At 71.1% G+C, this 22,745-nt stretch carries 24 protein-coding genes; 12 read left to right on the plus strand and 12 right to left on the minus strand.

Translation table 11 applies throughout. The features are described 5' to 3' along the window. Positions 1–3 precede the first annotated feature (3 nt). Positions 4–1,137 (minus strand): GlxA family transcriptional regulator, encoded by a 1,134-nt coding sequence (locus OG622_RS27420; protein ID WP_371579276.1) that lies wholly within the window; start codon positions 1,135–1,137, stop codon positions 4–6. 72 nt (positions 1,138–1,209) lie between these two features. Here OG622_RS27420 and OG622_RS27425 point away from each other — a divergent pair, with 72 nt between their 5' ends. Together OG622_RS27425 and OG622_RS27430 are read left to right on the plus strand one after the other, a co-directional pair. Next, positions 1,210–2,628, plus strand: coding sequence for an MFS transporter (locus tag OG622_RS27425; RefSeq protein WP_371579277.1), 1,419 nt, complete (start codon positions 1,210–1,212; stop codon positions 2,626–2,628). 85 nt (positions 2,629–2,713) lie between these two features. Then, positions 2,714–3,250 carry a hypothetical protein gene (locus tag OG622_RS27430; protein WP_371579278.1) on the plus strand — a complete coding sequence of 179 codons (537 nt, stop codon included), beginning with the start codon at positions 2,714–2,716 and terminating at the stop codon, positions 3,248–3,250. A gap of 151 nt (positions 3,251–3,401) precedes the next feature. On the opposite strand, the gene OG622_RS27435 is transcribed toward OG622_RS27430, so the two are convergent. From OG622_RS27435 to OG622_RS27450, 4 genes are all read right to left on the minus strand, one after another. Continuing rightward, positions 3,402–4,106 carry a flavin reductase family protein gene (locus OG622_RS27435; RefSeq protein WP_371579279.1) on the minus strand — a complete coding sequence of 235 codons (705 nt, stop codon included), beginning with the start codon at positions 4,104–4,106 and terminating at the stop codon, positions 3,402–3,404. An 89-nt stretch (positions 4,107–4,195) separates the two neighbouring features. Beyond that, on the minus strand, positions 4,196–5,020 hold the full coding sequence (locus tag OG622_RS27440; RefSeq protein WP_371579281.1) for an enoyl-CoA hydratase/isomerase family protein: 825 nt from the start codon (positions 5,018–5,020) through the stop codon (positions 4,196–4,198). A 58-nt stretch (positions 5,021–5,078) separates the two neighbouring features. Further along, positions 5,079–7,346: an acetate--CoA ligase family protein gene (locus OG622_RS27445; protein ID WP_371579283.1), complete on the minus strand. Its 2,268-nt coding sequence runs from the start codon at positions 7,344–7,346 to the stop codon at positions 5,079–5,081. 683 nt (positions 7,347–8,029) lie between these two features. Further along, the gene (locus OG622_RS27450; RefSeq protein WP_371579285.1) at positions 8,030–9,244 is read right to left on the minus strand and encodes a flavin-containing monooxygenase; all 1,215 of its coding nucleotides are present in this window, start codon (positions 9,242–9,244) and stop codon (positions 8,030–8,032) included. A gap of 129 nt (positions 9,245–9,373) precedes the next feature. Here OG622_RS27450 and OG622_RS27455 point away from each other — a divergent pair, with 129 nt between their 5' ends. From OG622_RS27455 to OG622_RS27480, 6 genes are all read left to right on the plus strand, one after another. After that, on the plus strand, positions 9,374–9,718 hold the full coding sequence (locus tag OG622_RS27455) for a hypothetical protein (RefSeq protein WP_371579286.1): 345 nt from the start codon (positions 9,374–9,376) through the stop codon (positions 9,716–9,718). 110 nt (positions 9,719–9,828) lie between these two features. Further along, positions 9,829–10,275 (plus strand): DoxX family protein, encoded by a 447-nt coding sequence (locus OG622_RS27460; RefSeq protein ID WP_371579287.1) that lies wholly within the window; start codon positions 9,829–9,831, stop codon positions 10,273–10,275. A gap of 14 nt (positions 10,276–10,289) precedes the next feature. Next, positions 10,290–10,739, plus strand: coding sequence for a Zn-ribbon domain-containing OB-fold protein (locus OG622_RS27465; protein WP_371579288.1), 450 nt, complete (start codon positions 10,290–10,292; stop codon positions 10,737–10,739). Positions 10,740–10,763: 24 nt separating this feature from the next. Further along, positions 10,764–11,387 (plus strand): GNAT family N-acetyltransferase, encoded by a 624-nt coding sequence (locus OG622_RS27470; RefSeq protein WP_371579289.1) that lies wholly within the window; start codon positions 10,764–10,766, stop codon positions 11,385–11,387. After that, positions 11,387–12,190, plus strand: a complete 804-nt coding sequence (locus tag OG622_RS27475; RefSeq protein ID WP_371579290.1) for a class I SAM-dependent methyltransferase — start codon at positions 11,387–11,389, stop codon at positions 12,188–12,190. Before OG622_RS27470 ends, OG622_RS27475 begins: the two co-directional genes overlap by 1 nt. A gap of 225 nt (positions 12,191–12,415) precedes the next feature. After that, complete coding sequence (locus OG622_RS27480; RefSeq protein WP_371579291.1) at positions 12,416–13,357, plus strand: DUF3500 domain-containing protein; 942 nt, start codon at positions 12,416–12,418, stop codon at positions 13,355–13,357. Here the strand turns inward: OG622_RS27480 and OG622_RS27485 are convergent. Beyond that, entirely contained in the window at positions 13,259–14,497 is a 1,239-nt protein-coding gene (locus OG622_RS27485; protein ID WP_371579292.1) for an RNA-guided endonuclease InsQ/TnpB family protein, read from the minus strand. The two genes, OG622_RS27480 and OG622_RS27485, sit on opposite strands and share 99 nt — an antisense overlap. Positions 14,498–14,719: 222 nt before the next feature. On the opposite strand from OG622_RS27485, the gene OG622_RS27490 reads away from it, so the two are divergent. Next, positions 14,720–15,172, plus strand: coding sequence for a DUF3500 domain-containing protein (locus OG622_RS27490; RefSeq protein WP_371584237.1), 453 nt, complete (start codon positions 14,720–14,722; stop codon positions 15,170–15,172). Positions 15,173–15,262: 90 nt separating this feature from the next. Here OG622_RS27490 and OG622_RS27495 read toward each other — a convergent pair whose 3' ends face one another. The 5 genes from OG622_RS27495 to OG622_RS27515 all read right to left on the minus strand — a co-directional run bounded on the left by OG622_RS27495 (position 15,263) and on the right by OG622_RS27515 (position 18,548). Beyond that, positions 15,263–15,976, minus strand: a complete 714-nt coding sequence (locus OG622_RS27495) for a pyridoxal 5'-phosphate synthase (RefSeq protein ID WP_371579293.1) — start codon at positions 15,974–15,976, stop codon at positions 15,263–15,265. Positions 15,977–15,989: 13 nt separating this feature from the next. Next, on the minus strand, positions 15,990–16,415 hold the full coding sequence (locus OG622_RS27500) for a pyridoxamine 5'-phosphate oxidase family protein (protein WP_371579294.1): 426 nt from the start codon (positions 16,413–16,415) through the stop codon (positions 15,990–15,992). Positions 16,416–16,533: 118 nt separating this feature from the next. Beyond that, entirely contained in the window at positions 16,534–16,872 is a 339-nt protein-coding gene (locus tag OG622_RS27505) for an XRE family transcriptional regulator (RefSeq protein WP_371579295.1), read from the minus strand. Continuing rightward, positions 16,869–17,213: a type II toxin-antitoxin system RelE/ParE family toxin gene (locus tag OG622_RS27510; protein WP_371579296.1), complete on the minus strand. Its 345-nt coding sequence runs from the start codon at positions 17,211–17,213 to the stop codon at positions 16,869–16,871. Before OG622_RS27510 ends, OG622_RS27505 begins: the two co-directional genes overlap by 4 nt. 111 nt (positions 17,214–17,324) lie before the next feature. After that, positions 17,325–18,548 (minus strand): acetyl-CoA acetyltransferase, encoded by a 1,224-nt coding sequence (locus tag OG622_RS27515; protein WP_371579297.1) that lies wholly within the window; start codon positions 18,546–18,548, stop codon positions 17,325–17,327. Positions 18,549–18,665: 117 nt separating this feature from the next. On the opposite strand from OG622_RS27515, the gene OG622_RS27520 reads away from it, so the two are divergent. Further along, on the plus strand, positions 18,666–19,952 hold the full coding sequence (locus tag OG622_RS27520; RefSeq protein WP_371579298.1) for an acyl-CoA dehydrogenase family protein: 1,287 nt from the start codon (positions 18,666–18,668) through the stop codon (positions 19,950–19,952). Positions 19,953–19,996: 44 nt separating this feature from the next. After that, positions 19,997–20,485 carry a nitroreductase/quinone reductase family protein gene (locus OG622_RS27525; RefSeq protein WP_371584238.1) on the plus strand — a complete coding sequence of 163 codons (489 nt, stop codon included), beginning with the start codon at positions 19,997–19,999 and terminating at the stop codon, positions 20,483–20,485. 304 nt (positions 20,486–20,789) lie between these two features. Here the strand turns inward: OG622_RS27525 and OG622_RS27530 are convergent, their stop codons facing one another. Next, positions 20,790–21,437: a TetR family transcriptional regulator gene (locus tag OG622_RS27530; RefSeq protein ID WP_371579299.1), complete on the minus strand. Its 648-nt coding sequence runs from the start codon at positions 21,435–21,437 to the stop codon at positions 20,790–20,792. A gap of 303 nt (positions 21,438–21,740) precedes the next feature. Here OG622_RS27530 and OG622_RS27535 point away from each other — a divergent pair, with 303 nt between their 5' ends. Next, complete coding sequence (locus OG622_RS27535; protein ID WP_371579300.1) at positions 21,741–22,667, plus strand: VOC family protein; 927 nt, start codon at positions 21,741–21,743, stop codon at positions 22,665–22,667. Positions 22,668–22,745 lie beyond the last annotated feature (78 nt).

The raw sequence follows: 22,745 nt of genomic DNA on the forward strand, positions 1-22,745 counted from the left end.
GTTCTAGACCACCGGCCGGGCAGGTCGATCACGTCCGGCGTCTTCCGCACGTCCGGTGTCTTCCGCACGTCCGGTTCCCTCTGCGCGGCCGGTTCCCTCCGCGCGCCCGGTTCCCTCCGCGCGCCCGGTCCCCTCCGCCTTGAACGTCCGTCGGTACGCCGTCGGAGTCACCCCGAGCACACCCTGCAGATGCTGCCGCATCGACTGGGCCGTGCCGAAGCCCGCGTCGTGGGCGACCTGGTCGATGGAGAGGGCGGTGGACTCCAGGAGGTGGCGGGCCCGTTCGACGCGCTGCTGGGTGAGCCACTGGCCGGGGCTGACGCCGACCTCCTCGCGGAAGCGGCGCGTGAAGGTGCGGACGGACATGGACTCCTGCTCGGCCATGTCGCGGAGCTGGATCGGTTCGTGGAGGCGCCGCAGGGCCCAGGCGCGGGCGGCGGTCGTGGTCGCGGACTGCGGCGCGGGCAACGGCCGCTGGATGTACTGGGCCTGCCCGCCGTCCCGGTGCGGCGGTACGACCGTACGCCGGGCCACGTCGTTGGCGACGCCGGTGCCGTGGTCGCGTCGTACGAGATGCAGGCACAGGTCGATGCCGGCCGCGACGCCCGCCGAGGTGAGGACGTCGCCGTCGTCGACGAAGAGGACGTCCGCGTCTACCCGGATCTTCGGGAAGAGCCGCTGGAAGTGTTCGGCGTGGTACCAGTGCGTGGTCGCCGGGCGGCCGTCGAGGAAGCCCGCCGCGGCCAGGACGTAGCCGCCGGTGCAGATGGAGACCAGCCGGGTGCCGGGGCGGATGTGGGCGAGGGCGGCGGCCAGTTCGGGGGTGAGGACGCCGTCCTCGTGGACCGGGCCGAGTTCGTACGAGGCGGGGACGACGACCGTGTCGGCGGTGGCGAGGGTCTCCGGGCCGTTCGGGACGAGGATCTCGAAGTCGGCGTCCGTCTCCACCGGGCCGGGCGGCCGGATCGAGCAGGTGACGATGTCGTACAGCGCCCGCCCCGCCGCGTCCCGCGCCATGCCGAAGATGCGCTGCGGGATGCCGAGCTCGAAGGGCAGCAGCCCGTCGAGGGCGAGGACCACGACGCGGTGGCGGACCGGGGGAGGGACAGGGGGCCTGGTGGGCGGCTCGGCGGGCATGGCCCGATCCTAATGAATGCTGTCCTGCAGGCCACTCGTGCGGCAAGGCCGCAGGTCGGGAAGGTTGATGGCATGACCCAGACAGCCGACGACGCTCGTCCCGCCGACGACGACGCCCGCGCCACCGCTGCCGCCGCGGACCTCCGTCCCGCCGACGTCCCTCCCGTCGCTGACGCTCGTCCCGCTGCCGGCGACCGGGGTCCCGCCGAGGCACGCCCCGCCGAGGCACGCCCCGCCGGGCGGGCCCGGATCCACCGCGCCTGGTTCGTCGCCGCCGTCACCTTCGTGACGATCATCGGGGCGGCGGCCTTCCGTTCGCTGCCGGGTCTGCTGATCGATCCGCTGCACCAGGAGTTCGACTGGTCGCGCAGCACGATCGCGTCGGCGGTCTCGATCAACCTGGCGCTGTACGGCCTGACGGCTCCCTTCGCCGCCGCGCTGATGGACCGCTTCGGCATCCGCCGGGTTGTCGCCGTCGCCCTGACGGTGATCGCGCTCGGGGCCGGTACGACGGTGTGGATGACCTCGGCCTGGCAGCTGATGCTCTGCTGGGGCCTGCTGGTGGGGCTCGGCTCCGGTTCGATGGCGCTGGCCTTCGCGGCGACCGTCACCGACCGCTGGTTCACCGCACGGCGCGGCCTGGTCTCGGGCATCCTGACCGCCGCCTCGGCGTCCGGGCAGCTGATCTTCCTCCCCCTGCTGTCGTGGATCGTCTCCGAACGCGGCTGGCGGCCCGCCTCCGTCACCGTCGCCCTCGCCGCGCTGGCCGTCGTCCCCTTCGTCTGGCTGCTGCTGCGGGATCACCCGGCGGACGTGGGGCTGAAGCCGTACGGGGCGAAGGAGTTCGTGCCGAAACCGGGACCGGTGACGGGAGCGGCGCGGCGGGCGGTGAGGGTGCTCTTCTCGGCGATGCGGACCGGGCCGTTCTGGCTGCTCGCCGGCACGTTCGCGATCTGCGGCGCCTCCACCAACGGCCTCATCCAGACCCACTTCATCCCCGCCGCCCACGACGAGCACATGCCTGTCAGGGCGGCGGCCTCGCTGCTGGCCGTCATCGGGATCTTCGACGTCCTCGGCACGATCGCCTCGGGCTGGTTCACGGACCGCTTCGACTCGCGCCGGCTGCTGGCGCTGTACTACGCGTTCCGGGGCATCTCGCTCCTCTTCCTCCCGATCCTGCTGGCCCCCGCCGTCCATCTCCCGATGATCTTCTTCATCGTCTTCTACGGCCTCGACTGGGTCGCCACCGTCCCGCCCACCATGGCCCTGTGCCGTGAGCACTACGGCGAGGACAGCGCCATCGTCTTCGGCTGGGTCCTCGCCTCCCACCAGATCGGCGCCGCCCTCGTCGCCTTCCTGGGCGGCCTCGCCCGCGACATCTTCGGTTCGTACGACGTCGTCTGGTACGCCTCGGGCGCGCTGTGCGCGGCGGCGGCCCTGATGGCCCTGGTGATTCGGAGGCGGGGGGCGGGGAGGGTGGGGGTCGCCTGAGCCGTCCCACAGATGCGACCGGGACCGCGTGCGGAGCAACCGTTTCGGCCGGGGCACACTCCCTGTGAGGGGAGGGATGGCGGTGATGGACATGGCGACGGCTGGGGTGGCGGCGGAGGGCACGGCCCGGAAGGGGGCCGCGCCGTCGGCGGTGGCGATGGCGGTGCTGGGCGTGGAGGGCGCGCTGTTGTGTGCGGTGCTGTTCCTGGTGGGACTCGGTGAGTCGCCGGGACTCGGTGGTGGAGAGCCTTTCGTGGCTTTCGCCGTGGCTCCGCTGCTGCTCCTGCTCGTCCTGTTCGCCGCCACCGTGCTGACCGCGGCCTACGTCCTCCCGGCCCTCCTGCTCGCGCACTGGACCGCACGGCAGCTGACGGGCCGTATCGCCTGGTGGTGGATCCCGCCCGCCTGCACCCTGTGGGTGCTCCCCGCCCTGGCCGTCCCGTCCTGGCACCTCACCGGCCTCGCGCTCTACGCGGCTGTCCTGTCGCCGACCCTGGCAGCACACCACACCCTCGCACGCGCCGACGCGGGCCGCCCCGTCCAGCCCTGCGCGGCCATCCTCACGTGGGGCACGCTGGCCGTGCTGTGTGTGGTGGTCGTGGGCGGGGTGGTGAGGGGGTAGCCGGTCGAGGCGTGGGGCAGCAGGGGCCTGTGGGTCGGGGCTCCTTGGCCGTGGGGATGGCCCCGCCCGCCTCGAACCGCGCCACGGCAGGCAGGGCGGGGCAGGGCTGCGGCATCCCTGCCCTCTGTGCGAGTTGCGCCCGTCCTGTTGGTCAGGCCCTGAGCTCCCCGAACCGTCCTCTGTGGAACAGCAGCGGTGGCGTGGCTTCGTCGTCCGTGCCCAGCGCCTTCACCCGGCCCACCACGATGAGGTGGTCGCCGCCGGTGTGCACGGCGTGGATCGCGCAGTCGATCCAGGCGGCGGCGCCGGTGAGGCGGGGGGAGCCCGTGGCGGGGGCCGGGGTGTGGGCGACGTCGGCGAACTTGTCCGCGCCGCTCACCGCGAAGCGTCGGCACAGGTCGCCCTGATCCGCGCCGAGTACGTTCACGCAGAAGACACCCGCGCGGGCGATCAGGGGCCAGGTCGTCGACGTACGGCCGACCATGAAGGCGACCAGCGGCGGATCGAGGGAGAGGGACGAGAACGACTGGCAGGCGAAGCCGGCGGGGCGGTCGGCGGGACAGTCGGCGGGGCGGCCGTCGAGGTGTTCGGTGAGGCGCCCGGTGACGGCGGGGTCGTCGGCCGACGGGGTCGGCGCCGGTGCGGTGATCACCGTGACACCCGTCGCGAAGTTGCCCAGTACGCGCCGGAATTCGGCCTGGTCCACCGGAGCGCGCTCATCCTCGCCGACGCAGCGCAGCTCGGGGCGCGGCAGTGCTTCGACGACAGGTTCCGTGCGCGTCGTCCTACGGCTTCCGTCCGCCGGGTCCGACCTCAGATAGCGGACGGCGGTGGCTGCCATTCCAGCGTGTCCCATCACATCACCATTGGAGCTGACGATCCGTCAGAAGTGAAGGCCGGTCCCGTAACGGTTCTCCCGCACCCGTCAGCGGCCCTCGTAACTCGTCAGCGGCCCTCGTAGTGCGGTGTCCGTCGCTCCACGAAGCTCGCCACGCCCTCCTGGGCGTCCCGCGTCGTCATGTTGATCTCTTGCGCGGCGGCCTCGGCGGCGAAGGCGGTGGCGCGGTCGGCGTCGAGGGAGGAGTTGACCAGATGTTTGGTCAACGCCAGGGCGCGGGTCGGGCCGGCGGCGAGACGTTCGGCCCACTCGCGGGCCGTCTTCTCCAGGTCCTGGGCGGCGACGACACGGTTGACGAGGCCGAGGCGCTCCGCGTCGGCGGCGGACAGGGCGTCGCCGAAGAACATCAGCTCCTTCGCCCGGTGGGGGCCGACGAGGCGGGGGAGGAGATACGCGCCACCCCCGTCGGGGACGAGGCCGCGCCGTACGAACACCTCGATGAAACGGGCCTCCTCGGATGCCAGTACGAGGTCGCACGCGAGGGCGAGATGCGCGCCGATGCCCGCCGCCGTGCCGTTCACCGCCGCGATCACCGGCTTCTCGCAGTCGAGCACGGCCGAGACGAGGCGCTGGGCGCCGAGCCGGATGGTGCGCGCCACGTCACCGGCCACCCGCTCCCCGCCGGTCGCCGCGCCCCGCAGGTCCGCCCCCGCGCAGAAGCCGCGGCCCGTCGCCGTGATGACGACCGCGCGTACGGCGGGGTCGGCGGAGGCGTCGGTGAGGAGGTGGATGAGGCGTTCCCGCTGGTCAGGGGTGATCGCGTTCATCGCCTCGGGGCGGTTGAGGGTGATCCACGAGACGGCGTTGTCAGTGGCGTGCAGTATCAATGAGTCACGGGATTTTTCGGGATGTTCAGAGGGGGAAGCGGACATGTGGGTGCTCCTGTCGCTACGGGGAGTGATGGCTGTCCTGGGTGTGCTGCGCCGACGCTCAGCGGCACACGGCCAGGGCGTCCAAGGCCACGGCTCCCTGCCCCCTCGGCAGCACCATCAGCGGGTTGATGTCCAACTCCGCGATCTCGTCCCCGAGTTCGAGCGCCATGCGCTGCACGCGGAGCACGACCTCCACGAGGGCGTCCACGTCGGCCGGGGGAGCCCCGCGCACCCCGTCCAGCAGGGCCCGCCCGCGCAGTTCGGCGAGCATGGCGTGGGCCTGGTCCTCGGCGAAGGGGGGCACGCGTACGGCGGAGTCGCGGAGGACCTCCACGAGGACACCGCCGAGGCCGACCGTGACCGTGGGCCCGAAGAGGTCGTCGTGCGTGACGCCCACGACCATCTCCACACCCCGCTCGACCATCTGGCACACCAGAACCCCGTCGAGGGAGACGTCCTCGTAGCGGGCGATGTCGGTCAGTTCGCGATAGGCGTCGCGGATCTGGCTCGCGGAGGTCAGGCCGATCTTCACCAGGCCGAGTTCCGTCTTGTGGGCGATGCGGGCACCGGAGGCCTTCATCACCACCGGGTAGCCGACGAGGCTCGCCGCGCGTACGGCCGCTGCCGCGCTGGTCACCAACTGCTCGCGCGGCACGCGTATCCCGTACGCGCGCAGCAGCTGCTTGGCCGCGTGTTCGCTCAGCTGCTGCCCCGGCCGCATCAGCGCCTTCGCCTTGCGGAAGGAGGGGGAGAGGGAGCGCGGTGCCTCGTCGAAGGGGGAGCGGTAGGCGCTGGTGAAGCGGGTGTGGTCGAGATGGGCGCGGACGGCCGTGATGCAGTTGGCGAAGGTACGGAAGGTCGCCACCCGGGACGAGCCCAGCAGCGTCTCGCGGTAGGCGGCCTCGGTGCCCACCGGCGACCCCCACACCACGCACACCAGCTTGTCCGTCCGCTCCGCGGCGGCCACCAGGTCCTGGGCGAGCTTGTCGCTCATCGGCGGGAAGGGGCCCGTGATGGGACAGATCAGCACCCCCACCGCCGGGTCGTCGAGGATCGCGTCGAGGATGCGGGGACCACGCCAGTCGCCCACGGGGTGGCCGCCGTTGTCCACGGGGTTGGCCACGCTCAGATAGTCCGGGATCCACTGGTGCAGCTCTGCCTGCTTGGTCTCGGAGAGCGTGGGGAGAGGCAGTCCGGCCTCGGTGGCCAGGTCGGCGAAGTGCGCGCCCGTGCCGCCCGAGATCGAATAGACGACGATGCCCTCGGGCCTCGGGCCTGCTGAGTCCGGGGTGGCTGAGCCCGGGATGCGTGGCCGGCGTGCCCGTGCCAACAGGGTGGCCGTGTCCTGGAGTTCGTCGAGTCCGTCGACGCGGATCACGCCGTACTGCCGCATCGCCGCGTCGACCACCGCGTCCGCGCCGGTCAGCTTGCCGGTGTGGGAGGCGGCGGTGCGGGCGCCGGTCTCGGTGCGGCCGACCTTGACGGCGACGACGGGGACACCGCGCCGGGCGGCCCGGTCGGCGGCGAGGAGGAAGGCGCGACCGTCCTTGAGGCCCTCGACGTAGGCGGCGATGGCGCCGACCTCGGGGCGTTCGGCGAAGTAGGAGATGAAGTCGGAGGTCTCCAGGTCGGCCTCGTTGCCGGTGGGGGCCCAGTGGGAGAGGCGGATGCCGAGTTCCTGGAGGGAGAAGACGGGGCGGCCCTGGTGGCCGGACTGGGTGATCAGCGCGATCGCCGGGCCGTCGAGGTCGTCGCGGAAGTGCTCGAAGGCGTTGAGGTTGGTGTTGGGGCCGAGCAGCCGCAGACCGTCGGCGCGGGCCACGGCGGCGGCCAGCCGTTCCTGCGCGGCGGCGCCCTCCTCGCCGGTCTCGGCGAAGCCGGAGGCGAAGGCGACGGCGAACTTCACCTTGGCCTCGGCCAGTTCGTTGATGACGGGGAGGGGATCGGAGAGGAGCAGTACGGCGAGGTCGACCTGTTCGGGCAGGTCGGCGACGGAGGGGACGCAGGGGATACCGAAGACCGATGCACGCGTGGGGTGCACGGGGTGCAGCCGGGCGCCGACCCGTTCGGACCAGGCGAGCAGCTGCCGGGTGATCCCGGTGTTCGGCCGGCCCTCCGCGTCCGAGGCGCCGACGACGGCCACGGATTCCGGGCGGAAGAAACGGTCCAGATCGGGGACGTCGGCGTACAGCGGGCGTCCGCTGACGTCGAGGTCGCCGGCCTCGGCGGGCCTGCCGTGTACGACCTGCGCGGGGTGCTCGCCGCACGCGATGGCCCGGGCCCGGCGGGAGTCGGTGGTGAGGGTGCCGTGGGTTGATCCAAGCATCGGTCCGCCCGCTCCTGTGTGACAGCCAATTCAGTGACGTGACGCACTCACGTTTCTGACGACACGTCAGATCTCAGATTACTGAACTGACGCTGTGTCAGGAATGGGTGTGCAAGCAAAGTTACGCGGCAGTAAGGAGGTTGTACCCGTACGGGGTGGCGATCAGACGTGTACGAGCAGGTCGGTCTGCGGCCGAACGCGGCGCGGGCGTTCGCCTTGTGGGTGAGCGTGGGCGGCATGGTGACGCCCGGGGTGGCGAGTGGGGTCAGCGAGTGGGGTCAAGTTGCGCCCGTGCGACGGGGGGCGGGGCCGGGGTTGGGTCGAGCCGAGCCGGGGCTTGGGCATGGGCATGGGCCCGCGCCTGGAGCCAGGTCGCAGGGTGGCAGGCGGCAGGTCCCCAAGTGGTCAGGTGACGGCCGGCTGGTCAGGTGGCCAGGATCGCCCGGTGGCCAGGATCGCCCGGTGACCCGGTGACCCGGTGACCCGGTGACCCGGTGACCCGGTGACCCGGTGACCCGGTGACCCGGTGACCCGGGCCGCTCGGTGCCCGGGGTCGCCCGGTGACCAGTGGCCGGGGGTCGCCCGGTGGTCAGAGCCGCCCGGTGACCGGCGGCCGGGGCCGCTCGGTGCACAGGGCTCCCGCCCCCGCTACTCCGCCACCCCTGCCGCCGCCAGGTCGTTCGTCAGTGCGACGCGGTGCGGATCTGTACGGTGACCGCGTCGCGCGTGGCGACCCCGCCCGTCTTCGCGACAGCCTTGGCAATCTTCTCGGCGTCGAGGGCGAGTTCGCGGAACATGCCGCTGATGGGGTTGGTGAAGCCGGTGAAGTAGAGGCCGGGGGCGTTCTTGGGGGAGTGGGCGCCGTGCACGACCGGCTTCCCGCGCCCGTCGAGCACGTCGAGGTGCCCGACGAGCCCTTCCAGGGCTCGCCGGTAGCCGGTGGCGGCGATCACGGCGTCGGCCTCGATCCGGGTGCCGTCGCCGAGGGCGACCTTGCCGTCCTCGAACCCCTCGACCGAGCCGACGATCTCGACCTTGCCCTTCCGTACGGCGTCGATGAGCCCGACGTCCTGCACGGGAACGGCCCCCTCGTTCACGCGGGAGTAGAGGCCGGTGTCGGGCCGGGAAAGGCCGTGCGCCGACAGGTCCGGCACGCTGAGCTTCGCCATCGGCTTGGCGAGCCGGTCCACGAGGGCGACCGGCAGCCGCCTTACGAGGACACCCGTGTACTGGGCCGCCCACCCGGCGGTCGACCGGCGCACGATGTGCGGGGCCGTCCGCACCGCGAGCCGCACGTGCCGCGCCCCGCCCTCGACGAGGTCGACGGCGATCTCGGCACCGGTGTTGCCGATCCCCACGACGAGGACGTCACGGCCGGCGTAGGGCTCGGGATTGCGGTATTCGGAGGCGTGCACCAGGTCACCGGTGAACGAGTCCCGGCCACTCCAGTCGGGGATGTGGGGCGTGTGGTTGTAGCCGGTGGCGACGACGACCGCGCCGCCGGTCAGCTCGCGGCCGCCGGTGGCGTGCAGCAGCCAGCCGGTGCCGTCGGCGCTCCGCTCGACGCGGGACACCTCGACGCCGGTCACGATCTCCAGCTGGTGCACCTCGGCGTACTTCTCCAGGTAGCGCACCACGTTGTCCCGCGACACCCACCGGCCGAAGTGGCGCGGCATGGGCAGGCCGGGCAGGCCCGACAGCCGCCGGGTCGTGTGCAGGTGCAGCCGGTCGTAGTGTCGCCGCCAGGACGCCCCGACCTCGTCCGCCTTCTCCAGCACCACGGCCCGCACCCCCTGGGCCCGCAAGGCGTGGGCGACGGCCAGTCCCCCGGGGCCGCCACCGATCACGTAGACGGGGCGGTCGGAGGCGGGAGTCACGGAAGCTTTGGAATCGGCCATGCGACCGAGCGTATTCACGCCCTCACTTGTTGGGTCTCGGTCAAGCCCGGAATTGGTTGCGGATTGATCACGGGTGTAGGAGGGGTGGGTGGGGTCTGTGGCGTATGCCTCTTGGAATGTGGAGAGGAGGTGGTGGCGTACGGGGTGACGTGGGAGGCCCCCGCGACTGCCTTCACCGCTCTCGACTGCGTGGCTGTCGTCTCACCGGGATCCGGGGGTAGCCGGCCCTCGGTCGCTCTCCTCGGGGAGGCGAAGTGGGGGACGGTGATCGGCGTCGCTCATCTGGAGCGGCTCGGTCGGGCCCGCGAGCTGCCGGCTGCGAGGGGGCTGGACACTGCCCACTGCGGACTGGCGTTCTTCAGCGCCGCGGGCTTCAGCGAGTCGCTGCGAACCGTGGCAGAGAGAGGTGGCGTGCTGTTGGTCGGTCTTGATGAGCTTTACGGGCGCGCCATGCCGACCGGATTCGTGCCCTAGGTTCGGCGGTCGGTCCCAGGCGCGCCTGCGTGCGTCTTGCGTATCCACCCCCCATCCGCTGAACTGACGTACCGTCAGAAACCCCACGCGGATGCGGAAGGGCGGCTTCGATGGACACGATCTGGCTCTCTGGGGCCGAATGGCTGGCCGTTCTTCGTATCGGGCTGGGCCTGTGGTGGCTGGAGAGTTGGCGGCACAAGGACAAGAAGGCCTGGTCCGAGGGGGCCGGGATCGCGTGGGCGGCGGGGGTGGCGGGCAAGCATCGGTGGGGGGCGGTGCGGAGCGGGTTCGATGTGGTCGTCAAGCCTCGGCCGCGCACCATGGGCTATGTCGTCGTGTACGCCGAACTCGCCCTCGGGCTCGGGCTGATCCTCGGGTTCCTCACGCCGGTCGCACTCGTGGGCGGATTGCTGCTCAACCTCCTCTACTTCGTGCTGATGATCCACGACTGGGCCGAGCAGGGGCAGAACTCGATGATGGCGCTCATCTCGGTGGTGGCGCTGTTCGGGATGTCCTGGCAGACGTGGTCCCTCGACAGCGCGTTGGGGTTGTTCTGAAGGGGGTGCGATTGATGAGTGGTGGCGCGCGGTTCGATCTGCCCGAGGTCGACGAGTTCACCCGTACGTACTGGGACGCCGCCGCCGACGGGCGGCTGCTTCTGCGGCGCTGCGGGGCCGCGGACTGCGGGCGCGCCCATCACTATCCGCGGGAGTTCTGCCCGTACTGCTGGAGCGAGGACGTGCGCTGGGAGGAGGCCTCCGGGCGTGCCACGCTTTACACCTGGTCCGTCGTCCACCGCAACGACCTGCCGCCCTTCGGGGAGCGGACGCCGTACGTCCCCGCCGTCGTCGATCTCGTCGAGGGGCCGCGGATGATGACCGAGGTCGTGGAGTGGGGGGAGAAGGAGGAGGTGCAGAAGGAGGAGGTGCAGGAGGAGGGACTGCGCATGGGGATGGGGTTGGAGGTCGTCTTCCGGGAGAGCGGGGGCTTCGTGGTGCCCGTATTTCGCGCGCGCTCGTGACAGGGTGCGCGTTTCAATGGGGGCGTGAGCCGTACTGATGAGCGATCCTCCGGTCCGATTCCTGATCCTTCCCGGCGGCCCTCCGCCGAGCCGCACGGTCACGGGCTGCGGCTGTGCGCCTGGGACCCAGAGTCCGACGCGGATGTGGAGGCGTGGTTCCTGGGGCGTGCCGATCCGGACTTCCAGCGGTGGAACACGCCCACGACCCTGGACGGCAGCCTTGAGGGTGCCCGGGAGTCCCTGCGGCAGCGGGCCGAGTCCGACGCGGAGGGGAAGACCGTCTCGTTCCGGGTCGCGGACGCGCAGAGCGGGGTGACGCTCGGGCTGGTCGGACTGAGCGGGATCGACGCGTTCATGCGGAGAGCCGTCGTCGGGTACTGGGTACTGCCCGAGGCCCGTGGCCGACGGGTCGCCACCCGCGCCCTCGACCTCGCCGCCCGCTGGGCCTTCACCGGGTTCGGCATCCACCGGCTCGAACTCGACCATGTCGTCGGCCATGCCGCGTCCTGCCGTATCGCCGAGCTGTGCGGGTTCCCGTACGAGGGGACCATGCGCGGGGCGGCGTTCGACGAGGGACGCCACGACGCCTTCAGGGACGCGCACCTGCACGCTCGGCTGGCCACGGACCCGGCTCTGGAAGGGATCTGATGAGCGTGGCTGACGAATACGCACACGGGGGCGGCTACGAGGCCGTCGACGACCTCGACAACCCCGACGGCTACTTCGGCGAGGCTGTTGCCGCGCACTACGACGATCCCTCCTCCGACATGTTCGGCGCGGAGGCCGTCGACCCGGCCGTGGAGTTGATCGCCGGTCTCGCGAGTGCGCCCGGAGGGGACGCGCGGGCGCTGGAGTTCGGGATCGGCACCGGGCGGATCGCCCTGCCGCTCGCCCGGCGGGGCGTGCCGGTGCACGGCATCGACATGTCACGGGCCATGGTGGAGCGGATGCGGGCCAAGCCGGGCGGCGCGGACATAGGGGTCACCATCGGGGACTTCGCCTCGGCCCGGGTGGACGGCCCCGGCTTCACCGTCGCCTACCTCGTCTACAACACGATCAACAACCTGACCACGCAGGACGCCCAGGTGGACTGCTTCCGCAACGCCGCCGCGCATCTCGTGCCCGGCGGCTGCTTCGTGATCGAGGTGGGGGTGCCGGACCTGCGGAGGCTGCCGCCGGGGCAGAACGCGGTGCCGTTCCATGTCGATCCGACACGGCTGGGGTTCGACACGTACGAGGTGGCGACGCAGGGGCTGCGGTCGCACCACATGACCGTCGTCGAGGGGCGGCCGGTGTACCGGTCGATCCCGTTCCGCTACGTCTGGCCGGCCGAGCTGGACCTGATGGCCCGGCTGGCCGGGATGCGGCTGAGGGACCGCTGGGCGGGATGGAACGGGGAGCCGTTCACGAACGACAGCACCAAGCACGTGTCCGTTTGGGCGAAGGATTGAGGGAGGGCTGAGGGAGGCTTGCGGGAGGGCTGATGGAGGACTGAGGGCCGGGAGGCCGGGAGGCCGTTGCCCGGCACAGTCCGCTCACAGCCGCACTTCAGGAACGCCGCAGCTCCGCCCCCGACCTTGGGCGCATGACTGAGAACGCGCACGCCCACCCTCACCCGCACACCCACACCCACGGCCACCGCCCCCCCCGAGGCCCAGCGCACCCGCCGCTGGTTCATGAACAGGGCGCTGCTGGCCGGTGGTGTCGCGGCCGTGGCGACGATGACCGGCTGTTCGTCGGGCTCGTCCGGTACGGCGAGTTCGTCCTCGTCCTCCGCCGCCCCGAACGGCATGCCCTCCGGAGGCCCGGGTGCCGGCGGGGGCGGCATGGGACCGGGCGCCAGCGCGGTGAAGTACGCGGACTTCGTCGGCGTGACGACCGACGGCAAGGTCGTCGACGACCTGTACTCGATCCACTCCACCGACGTGTCCACCGACAAGGTCGTCCAGAGGGCGCAGGCCTTCCTCGACGGGCTGACCAGCGCGGAGAAGAAGGCCTCCGTCTTCGACGTGGAGGACGACGAGTGGCTGGCCTGTAGCAACGTCGACGGCTACGAGCGCGAGGGCGCACGCATGGGCGACCTGACCGAGAAGCAGCGCGAGCTCGGCTACGCGCTCCCCGGCGCCGCGCTCTCCGCCGACGGGCTCACCCAGTCCCGCAACATCATGAAGCTAAACGCGTTACTCGGTGAGTACAGCGGCGGCGGCAGGGACACCCTCACCGAGGGCGCCTACTTCTTCACCTTCATGGGCACGCCGTCCACCAGCGAGCCCTGGGGCTTCCAGTACGAGGGCCATCACCTGGCCATCAACTACTTCGTCCTCGGCGACCAGGTCGTCATGACCCCGACCTTCATGGGCTCCGAGCCGACCTCCGCCACCTATAACGGCGAGAAGATCACCACGTTCAGGGAGGAGACCAAGGCCGGTCTGACCGTCCTGCGCGCCCTGACCGACGCCCAGCGCGAGAAGGTGATCTCGTCCGAGTCGAAGGCCGGTGACAACGTCAAGTACCCAGCGCTAAAGCGCCGGGCTTGCACAACGGGCATCACTGGCGGTGATGCTGCGTTTGCGTCCAGTCCCGCTCCGAGGTGTTCGGGGTGGGACAGGGGCCGTTGACTGGGCCCCGCGTCGCCACAACTCCCACGCTCGCGCGCGGATGTTGCGGGAGCCGTTGCGGTCTGCGTGATCAACGAATCCGCAGTTCCGGCATGCGAACCAGGCCTGGGAGACCCGGTTCGCTTTGTCGATGTGGCCGCATTCGGCGCAGGTACGGGAGGTGTACGCCGGATCGACGTGCACTACCGGCACCCCCGCTTTGCGGGCCTTGTACGCGATGAACTGCCCCAGCTGGTGGAAGGACCAGCTGGCGTGGGTGGCCCGTTGGGGCTTGCGAAGCCGTACCCGCTCGCGGATGCCCGTGAGGTCTTCCAGGGCGATCCCGCGACCGGTGCGTTCCGCCTCGGCCACCACATGCTTCGCGATCTTATGGTTGATGTCCTTGGCCCGCCGCGCCTCCTTGCGCCGTCGCTTCTTCAACCGGCGCTTGGCGGACGGAGTGTTCTTCTTCTGCAGCTTGGCGCGCAGGCCGCGCTCGCGTGTACGGATCCGGTTGAGTTCACGTCCGGCCAGGATCTCGCCGTCCGAGGTGGTAGCGATGTTCACGATGCCCAGGTCGATCCCGAGGAAGTCCACCGGCTCCGTGTTCAGTGGCGCTTCGGGGACTTCGCAGGTGGCGCTCAGGAACCACATGCCGTCCCGCTCCAGCAGGTCGGACTCGCCCTTGCGGTACAGGGCCAGGGTGGCCAGCTGCTCCGGGGAGGCGGTGAACGGCATGCCCTTGACCCGCCCGCCGGTGGTCCAGATCGACACCGTGCGGTCCGGGATCTGCCAGGACAGCATGCGGTCGTCGTAGGGCTGCGCGCCCTGGGAGCGGAAGGAGATCGGCTTCTCGGTCGCCCGACGGTAGCGCTTGGAGCCGGGACGCCCCAGGTTTCCGGCCTTCAGGTTCGCCTTCAGTGCGGTGTACGCGTCGCACGTCTTCTTGATGACGTGCTGGGCGGCCTGCGCGCCCAGGCCCCAGCGGGACTTGACGGTGTCATAGGTGTGTCGGCGCAGGGTGAAGTTCTTGAACTCATCGCGCTCGAAGGCCACCTCGCTCACCCAGGTCGCGGACTCGTTGCAGGCGTGCAGGGTTGCATCGAGTGCCGCCGCCTGCTCGGGCGTCGGCAGCAGCTTGACCTGCACCACCAGTTTCACAATCACCGAACGTACACACCCGCACGAGGGGCCACCGCACGTTCGAAGTGGATCACCTGAACGAGTGGCACGCCTCGTCGTGTGTCGGTGCCTTGACCGGACGAGAGACCCGGCCGCTCCGCGGCCGAGCAGACGTCATGGCGCTGCGGCGCTCCGCGCCACCTGACCCAGGAAGCGATTCCTCCCGGGCGTGAACGCCCGGGGTTCCTCGCAAGAAACAAGCTGAAGGCCGGTGCCGGGCAGGACAACCTCCAGCTCGCCCACCAGGGTCTCGCCGCCGCCGACTGGACCGATGCCCAGCGCGACAAGCTCCTCGCCCTCGTCCGCGTCTACGTCGGCAACATGGCCGACGCGCACGCCGACGTGAAGATGAAGGAGGTCGAGGAACACCTCGACGACACGTACTTCTACTGGATCGGCGAGACCGACGACGACTCGGCGTTCTACTACCGCGTGCACAGCCCGGTCGTCCTCATCGAGTACGACGCCCAGTCCCCGCTCGGCTACAACCTCAACGGCAGCAGTAGCAGTAGCAGTAGTGGCAACGGTGGTGGCGGTATGGGCGGTCCCGGCGGCACCCCCACCCAGCAGCACATCCACACCATCATCCGCACGCCCAACGGGGGCGACTACGGCATCGATCTCCTCAAGCTGCACCTGGAGAACGACCACTGAGGGTGTTGGCCGCGCTCGGCTGCCCAGCCTGTCTGCCAAACGTTTGGTAGAACCGCCGCCCAAACGTTTGGTAGAACCGCCAAACGTTTGTTAGGGCCACAGCAGCCCGGTGACCCAACCCCCGCCCTCCCGTCGGTAGTCCAGCCGTACGTGCCGTCGCCTCGCGTCCCCCTGGAAGAACTCCACCTCGTCCGGTTCCACGACGTACGCCGTCCAGGAGGGCACGGCCACGTCCGGTTCCCGCTCGGCGCGCGCCCAGGCGGCCTCCGAGGCGCGCTCCAACTCCTCGTAGGAGGAGAGGGCTTCGCTCTGGTGGCCCACGAGGGCGGCGGCCAGCGCTCCCGTCGAGCGGGCGTGCAGATCGGCGTGGGCGGCCTCGGGGGGTTCGATCGTGACCCGGCCCCGCACCCGTACCTGGCGGCCGAGGAGGGGCCAGTAGAAGCCGAGGGAGGCGTAGGGGCGGGCCGCGAGGTGGCGTCCCTTGCGGCTGTCGGCGTGCGAGGCGAAGTGCCAGCCCCGCGCGTCCACGTCGTGCAGCATCACCGTGCGGACGTCCGGTCGGCCCTCCGCGTCCGCCGTGGCCAGCGACATCGTGTGCGGCTCCACCTCCCCGGCCGCCACGACCTCCCCGAACCACACGGCGAAGAGCGACACCGGCTCGGCGGGCGCCGCAGCCGGGTCGAACAGCGGCAGGGCGCTGACCTGCGGATCCCAGACCCGCAGCCCGCGCAGGGCCTCCACGAACTCGGACGGCCGGGCGGGGGCCGGGGAGGTGGGCCGCGGCTGGGAAGGGGGCTCGATCATGGGTGGGACGGTCTCACACCGTGCCCAGGTCGGACGAGACCCACCTCTCGGGGCGCATGCGGATGATGACCTGTTCGCCGTGGCTCTTCGAGGCGAAGTCGACGTAGCCGTCGACCTTTTCGGCCGGGAGGTAGCGGGCCGAGATCTCGCGGAGGTCGTCGAGGGTGGCGGGGGACGTGTCGGTGACGGGGCCCTCGACGGAGACATAGCGGATGGTGGGGTCGAGCCGGTCGATCATCAGGGAGAAGCGGCCGGCGGCCTGGATCAGCCGGTTTTTGCGGGTGTCCAGCCCGGTCATGACCCAGATGTCGCCGCCGGGTTCGTACTGGTACCAGATCGGCACCGTCAACGGGGCCCTTCCCTCCCCGGCGTCGACCGCCAACGCGGCCACATGCGCCTCGGCCAGAAACTCCTCGCGCTCCTTGCGGGACAGTGCCATGTCGCTTCCTCCGGGCTGCTGCGGGGACGCCTTCGTCTGCCGAGCGGTTCAGCGCCCCTGTCCCGCCTCGTATTCCGGCGCCGGGAGAAGACGCCGGCGCCTCGCCGAACGACCGCCGTCAGCCGACCGTGAAGGCCGTGTCGCCGAAGTCCGCCACCATCCGCAGTTCCCCGCCCAGCGCCCGGATGTAGGCCCGCAGGGTCGCCACCTCCGTGCGGTCGATCTCGCCGTGCTCGATCGCGGAGATACGAGGAGTGGAGACTCCCATGGAGTCCGCGATGTCGCGCTGCGTGAGGTCCTGCTCGCGCCGCAGTTCGGCGAGCTTGTAGGCGCGGATCTCGGCGAGGAGCTGGTCCTTGGCGGCCTGCTTCTCCTCAGGTGTCATGACCGGGATTCCGGCGGCCCGCTGTTGCTCGTGGACCCGGCGCTTAACTTCCTCCCAGCTGACGGTGTTCATTCGTACTCCCTCGTGTGCAGCTCGTCGATGTGGTTTCGGTAGCGCTTCTCGGCGATCGGGATGTTGGTGTCGTACCAGCCACGCCAGTTTCCGGCCTTGTCTCCGGCGACCAGCAGGACGGCACGGCGTACGGGGTCGAAAGCGAACAGGACACGGATTTCGCTGTTACCTGCGGACCCGGGCCGCAGCTCCTTCAGGTGATGTTGTTCGGAGCCCTTGATGCGGTCGACCAGAGGGCGCCCGAGGGACGGGCCTTCGTCCGCCAAGGTGTCGACCGCTACTTCCATCTGCCTGGCACTGGCCGGGTCGGAATTGGCCAGCGCTTCGAACCGCGTCGCCACTTCCGCGACGAGAATCACTTCCCATTGGAGCCATGCGCAGGAAATTAATGCAAGCGTTAACCTGGGGGCTCTGATCAGGCCTGATTCACCCGAACGGGTGGCCGGGCCTCCTCACCCCCGCCCCAGAACGACCGTCCCCGAGGAGCAGAACCAGCCGCCCGTGCCCGAGGCCACCGCGAGGCGGGGCAGGTGGCCGTCGGAGGTGTGGATCTGGCGGTCGCCCGCCTCGCCGCGTAGCTGGCGTACCGCTTCGACGAGGAGGAAGAGGCCGCGCATGCCGGGGTGTTGGGCGGAGAGGCCGCCGCCGTCGGTGTTGACGGGGAGGTCGCCGGTGAGGGTGAGGCGGTTCTTCTCGACGAAGGCCCCGCCCTCGCCCTTCGCGCAGAAGCCGAGGTCCTCCAGGGTCACGAGGGTCATGTAGGTGAAGGCGTCGTAGATCTCGGCGAAGTCGATCTCGGAGGGGCGTACGCCGGCCCGTTCGAAGGCCAGGCGGCCGCTGACCGCCGCCGGGGAGACCGTGAAGTCGGGCCACTCGGACATGGTCGCGTGAGAGGTGTGCTCGCCGGTGCCGAGGATCCAGACGGGGACCGCCGGTCGGCAGTCCCGCACGTACTCCTCCGCCGCCAGCAGGACCGCCGCGCCGCCGTCGGAACGTATGCAGCAGTGGAGCTTGGTGAACGGGTCGGCGATCGGAGGGGAGGAGAGGACGTCGTCGACGGTGATCGGCGTGCGGAACATCGCCTCCGGGTTCGCCCCCGCGTTGGCACGGGCCTGCACGGCCACCGAGGCCAGCTGCTCCAGGGTCGTGCCGTACTCGTGCATGTGGCGGCGCGCGGCCATGGCGTACTTGGCGATCAGGGTGTGCCCGTACGGGACCTCGAACTGGAGGGGGCCGCGCGCGCCGAAGGAGAGGTTGCCGGTGCGGCGGCCCCCCTTGATGTCCGCGCGGGCCGTGGAGCCGTAGACGAGGAGCACGACGTTCGCGTGCCCGGCGGCGATCGCGTCCGCCGCGTGCGCCGCCATGACCTCCCAGGTCGAGCCCCCGACCGAGGTGGAATCCACCCAGGTGGGCCGCAGGCCCAGATACTCCGCCACCTCCACCGGGGCCAGCGTGCCCAGGCCGGCCGATGCCAGACCGTCGATGGCCGTGCGCTCCAGCCCCGCGTCGGCGAGGGCCCGGCGGGCGGCCTGCGCGTGCAGCGCGTACGGGGTCACGCCGTCCACCCGGCCGCAGTCGGACAGCGCGGCCCCGACGATTGCGACCTTCCGGCCGCCGCCACGAGGTACCGCGTCACGACGGCCACCGGTTCCGGGCGTAGCAGGCGCAGCGGTCATGAATCTGACGGTACATCAGATGAGCGGGCGGCGGCCCTGTGCTTCGGTCGCCTTCCGGCCTAATATGACGGACCGTCAGGTCGAGATGATGTCGGGGGAGTGGAAGGGGGACCGCCCATGGACGCCCGCTTCACCACCGAGCAGGAGGAAATCCGGCGCACGGTACGGGAGTTGCTGCTCAAGCGCTGTGGTCCGGAGGAGGTCCGCGCAGCCGTGCGCACGGGGGCGGGGTACGACGTCGGACTGTGGGCCGCCCTCTCCGATCAGCTCGGGCTGCCGGGGCTCGCGCTCCCCGAGACGTACGGCGGCGTCGGTTGCTCGGTGACGGAACTGGCCCTGGCGAACGAGGAGTTGGGGCGCGCGCTCACGCCCACGCCGCTGCTGTCCACCTCCGTCCTCGTCGCCCCCCTGATCCTCGCCCTAGGCACGGAGCGGCAGCGCGCCGACCTGCTGCCCCGCCTCGCCTCGGGCCGGCTCACCGCGGCCCTCGCCGTACCGGGCACCACCCTCACCACCGCGCTGGCGCTGACCTGCGACAACGCAGGCGCGTGGGCCGGCGGCGGCCGGGCCGGCGGCGTGCAGGCGCGACGTGTCGGGGACGGGTGGCGGCTCTACGGGGAGGCCGGGCAGGTTCTCGACGGGCACAGCGCGGGGATGCTGCTCGTGGCCGCGCATGCCGGGGGGTACGCCCGCTCACGGACGCTGCTCTTCCTCGTGCGGGGGGAAGCGGGGGCCGGTGGGGGCCTCGTGCGGGTGCGGCAGACCTGTATCGACGAGACGCGGTCGACGGCTCGGCTCGAACTGCGGGATGTGGAGGCGGAGTTGCTGGGCCCCGATACCGAGACCGATACCAGGGCTGGGGCCGGTGTTGACGTCCGTGTGTTGTCGGCGCTGTCCGAGGTCGGGGACGCGGCCGCCGCCGTGCTCGCCGCGGAGGCCGTGGGCGCCGCCGACCGGGTGGTGGAGCGGACGGTCGCGTATGCGCGGCAGCGGGAGCAGTTCGGGCGGCCGATCGGGTCGTTCCAGGCGGTGAAGCACCGGCTCGCGGATGTGTACGTACAGGTGCGGGCGGCCCGGTCGGCGGCGTACTACGCGGCCTGGGCGGCGGCCGCCAGGCCCGTCGGAGAGGGTGGCGGGGGCGGCGAGCGGGTCGGCGGGCTGGCGCTCGCGCAGGCGCTGGAGGCGCTGCGGGTGGCGGCCGGGGAGGGGATCCAGTTGCACGGGGGGATCGGGTTCACCTGGGAGCACGAGGCGCACCTGTACTTCAAGCGGGCGGCCGGCGACGAGGCGCTCTTCGGGCCGGTACACCGGCTGCGGGGGCGGGCGGCCGACATGGCGGGGGTCTTCACGGTCGGCGGGCTCATGGTCGGCGGGCCGGGCGAGCAGAGGGAGGTGCGGGGCTGATGGCTTCGAGAAGGGCGGCCGGGATGACGGCGGGGATGGCGGGGATGGCGGAGGGGATGAAGGGCATGGGCGTGCGGCTGGTGCAGAAGGTGTCCTCGGCTCCGGCGTTCGCCCGGGTCGCGCCGCATGTCATACCCGCGCTGGACCGGGCCGTGCACCGGGCCACCCGGGGCCGTGTGCTGCTCAGCGCGCAGCTGCTGCCCGGCGTCGTACTGACCGCGACCGGCGCGCGGAGCGGGGTCCCGCGGCGTACGCCGCTGGCCTGCATGCCCGAGGAGGGGAAGGGCAGTTGGGTGCTCATCGGGTCGAACTTCGGCCGCCCCGGCCATCCCGCCTGGAGCGCCAACCTGCTGGCCCACCCCGACGCCGAGATCAACTGGAAGGGGCAGGACATCCCCGTCACCGCGCACCTGCTGGCGGGGGAGGAACGGGCCGCCGTGTGGCAGGAGTTGCTGAAATTCTGGCCGCCGTACTCGACGTACCAGGCCCGGGTGGACCGGGAGATTCGGGTGTTCCGGATCGTACGGCGCTGAACCGCGCTGGCGCGTTCGCGCATTCGTCCGCTCGAGTGCTGCCGGTAGCCGGTAGCCGGTAGCCGGTAGCCGGTAGCCGGTAGCCGGTAGCCGTGCGGCCCCGTGTGGCCGTGAGGGCGCCCACCGAACCGGCGGGCCCACGAGTCCCCGGCAGCCCCCCGGCAGCCCCCTCCCCCGGTAGTCCCCCTCCCCCGGTAGCCCCCTGGCCTCCAAGTCCCCCTGAACGCGGCAGGCGGCACGCCTCGTCCGAGGGTGCCGTCTGCGTGACAGGATCGCGTCCGGGGGCGTGCCCGGGTGCTCCTGGTTACTTCGTGGGTTTCTTGCCGGTGATGCCCAGGTGGACCAGGAGGGCCAGGTTGGGCTTCAGTTCGGCCTGCTTGACGCCCCAGCTCTGGAAGCCCTTCTGGTGCCCGGAGACCGAGGCGAGCATGGCGACGAGGGAACCGGCGAGGGCCGACGGGTTCACGTCCTTGTCGACGCGGCCCTTCGACTGGAGATCGGCGACCGTTTCCGAGAGGGAGTTGGTGACCGAGTTCAGGATCTTCATACGGATCTTGTAGAAGCGTTTGTCGCCCTCGGCGGCGCCCAGGTCGACCACGCGGAGGATCGCGTCGTTCCTGCGCCAGAACTCCAGGAAACCGTCGACGAGTTCCTGGGCGGTCTGCCAGCCGGCCTTGCCGACCCAGGAGCGGCCTTGCAGGAGGTTCGTCAACGTGGCGCCCTCGGCGGCCATTTGCTCGGCGATCTCCAGGACGGCGCCTTCGACGTCCGGGAAGTACTGGTAGAAGGTCGCGGGTGAAGTCCCCGCCTTCCGGGCGACATCAATGACTTTGACGTCCCGGTAGGGCGACGAGCTGAGCATCTCGCTGAGGCAGTCGAGCAGCTTCTGCCGGGTCGCCTGCCCTCGTCGGCCGGCCACGCGGCCGTCGACGGTACGCACTTGTCCTGTCATGACGTCAGCTTACCGAGGGGTGATCGGAACGCGATTCGGCCGACTGCAAATGGGGAGCAGGGGCTTCACCAAGGGGTTCGTGAGTGATCACGGGGCGTGTTGGCGGGATTCATTCGCCCCCGCCGCCCCTACCCTTCCTCTCCCGAGGGCCGCGCCCTGTGCTGGGAACTGCGCGAGCGGCCACGTCCCACCCGCACCCACCCGCACCCGCCGGAACCCGCCCGAACACAGGCACCCCCGGGCTGTCAGGCGCTTGGGCGTCTCCGACGCGCGCCCCGCGTGAGCGGCCGTTAGCTTGGCCCTATGGCCGATGAGACGGGAGCCGTCACCGGGGCGGAAGCCGCTGCCGGCACAGGAAGCGTCCCGTATCCCGAGGGCGTCCCCTGCTGGGTGGACGCCCAGTTGCCCGATGTGGAGGCGGGGAAGCGGTTCTACGGCGAACTGTTCGGGTGGACCTTCAAGGTGGCCCCCGGAGACGGTGCCCACGAGGTGTGGGCGTACCCCGCGGGCGCTTCGACCCCGCTCGCCGCCCTCGCCCCCAAGCCCGACGGCCGGCTGCCCACCGTCTGGACCGTCCACTTCGCCACCCCGGACGTGTTCGCCCTCACCGCGCGGATCACCGCGGCCGGCGGTCAGGTGATCACCCCGCCGACCCCGGTCGGCACGCTCGGCACGGCCGCGCTGGCCACCGACCCCGAAAACGCCGTCTTCGGTCTCTGGCAGGCCGGTACGCACACCGGCTTCGGGCGGAGCCACGAGCCCGGCACGTTCATGTGGGCCGAGCTGTACACACGGGACACCGAAGCGGCCAACTCCTTCTACGCGCACCTCTTCCACGACGCGCTCTTCGGTCCGGACGCGGCCCCCGACTTCGGCCGGGCCACGCTCACGGACGTCTTTCCGGCGGAGATGCCGCCGCATTTCCTGGTCCACTTCGGGACGGACGACTGCGAGGCCGCGATCGGGACCGTCAGCCGGCTCGGGGGCCGGGTGCAGGTGCCGCCGTTCGAAACCTCGTACGGAAATGTGGCGGTCGTCACGGACAATCAAGGCGCGTCGTTCGCGCTGCTCGAACGGAGTCACGGAAACGGCTGGCGGGAGGCCACGCAGGAGTCGGATCAGGCCGAACAGCGCCCGGACGATCTGCGGCAACAGGGTGACGACCGGCGCCAGGACGAGGCCCGAGCAGCGGGAGAGCGCGGGGCGACCGCCCCGGGCGACGACGGCTGACCAGCGGCAAGACAGCGGCTGAGCAGCGGCAAGACAGCGGCTGACCAGCGAGAAGACGGCGGCCGACCGGTGAGGGGA

The organism is Streptomyces sp. NBC_01314 (genome assembly GCF_041435215.1).
GTDB lineage: Bacteria > Actinomycetota > Actinomycetes > Streptomycetales > Streptomycetaceae > Streptomyces.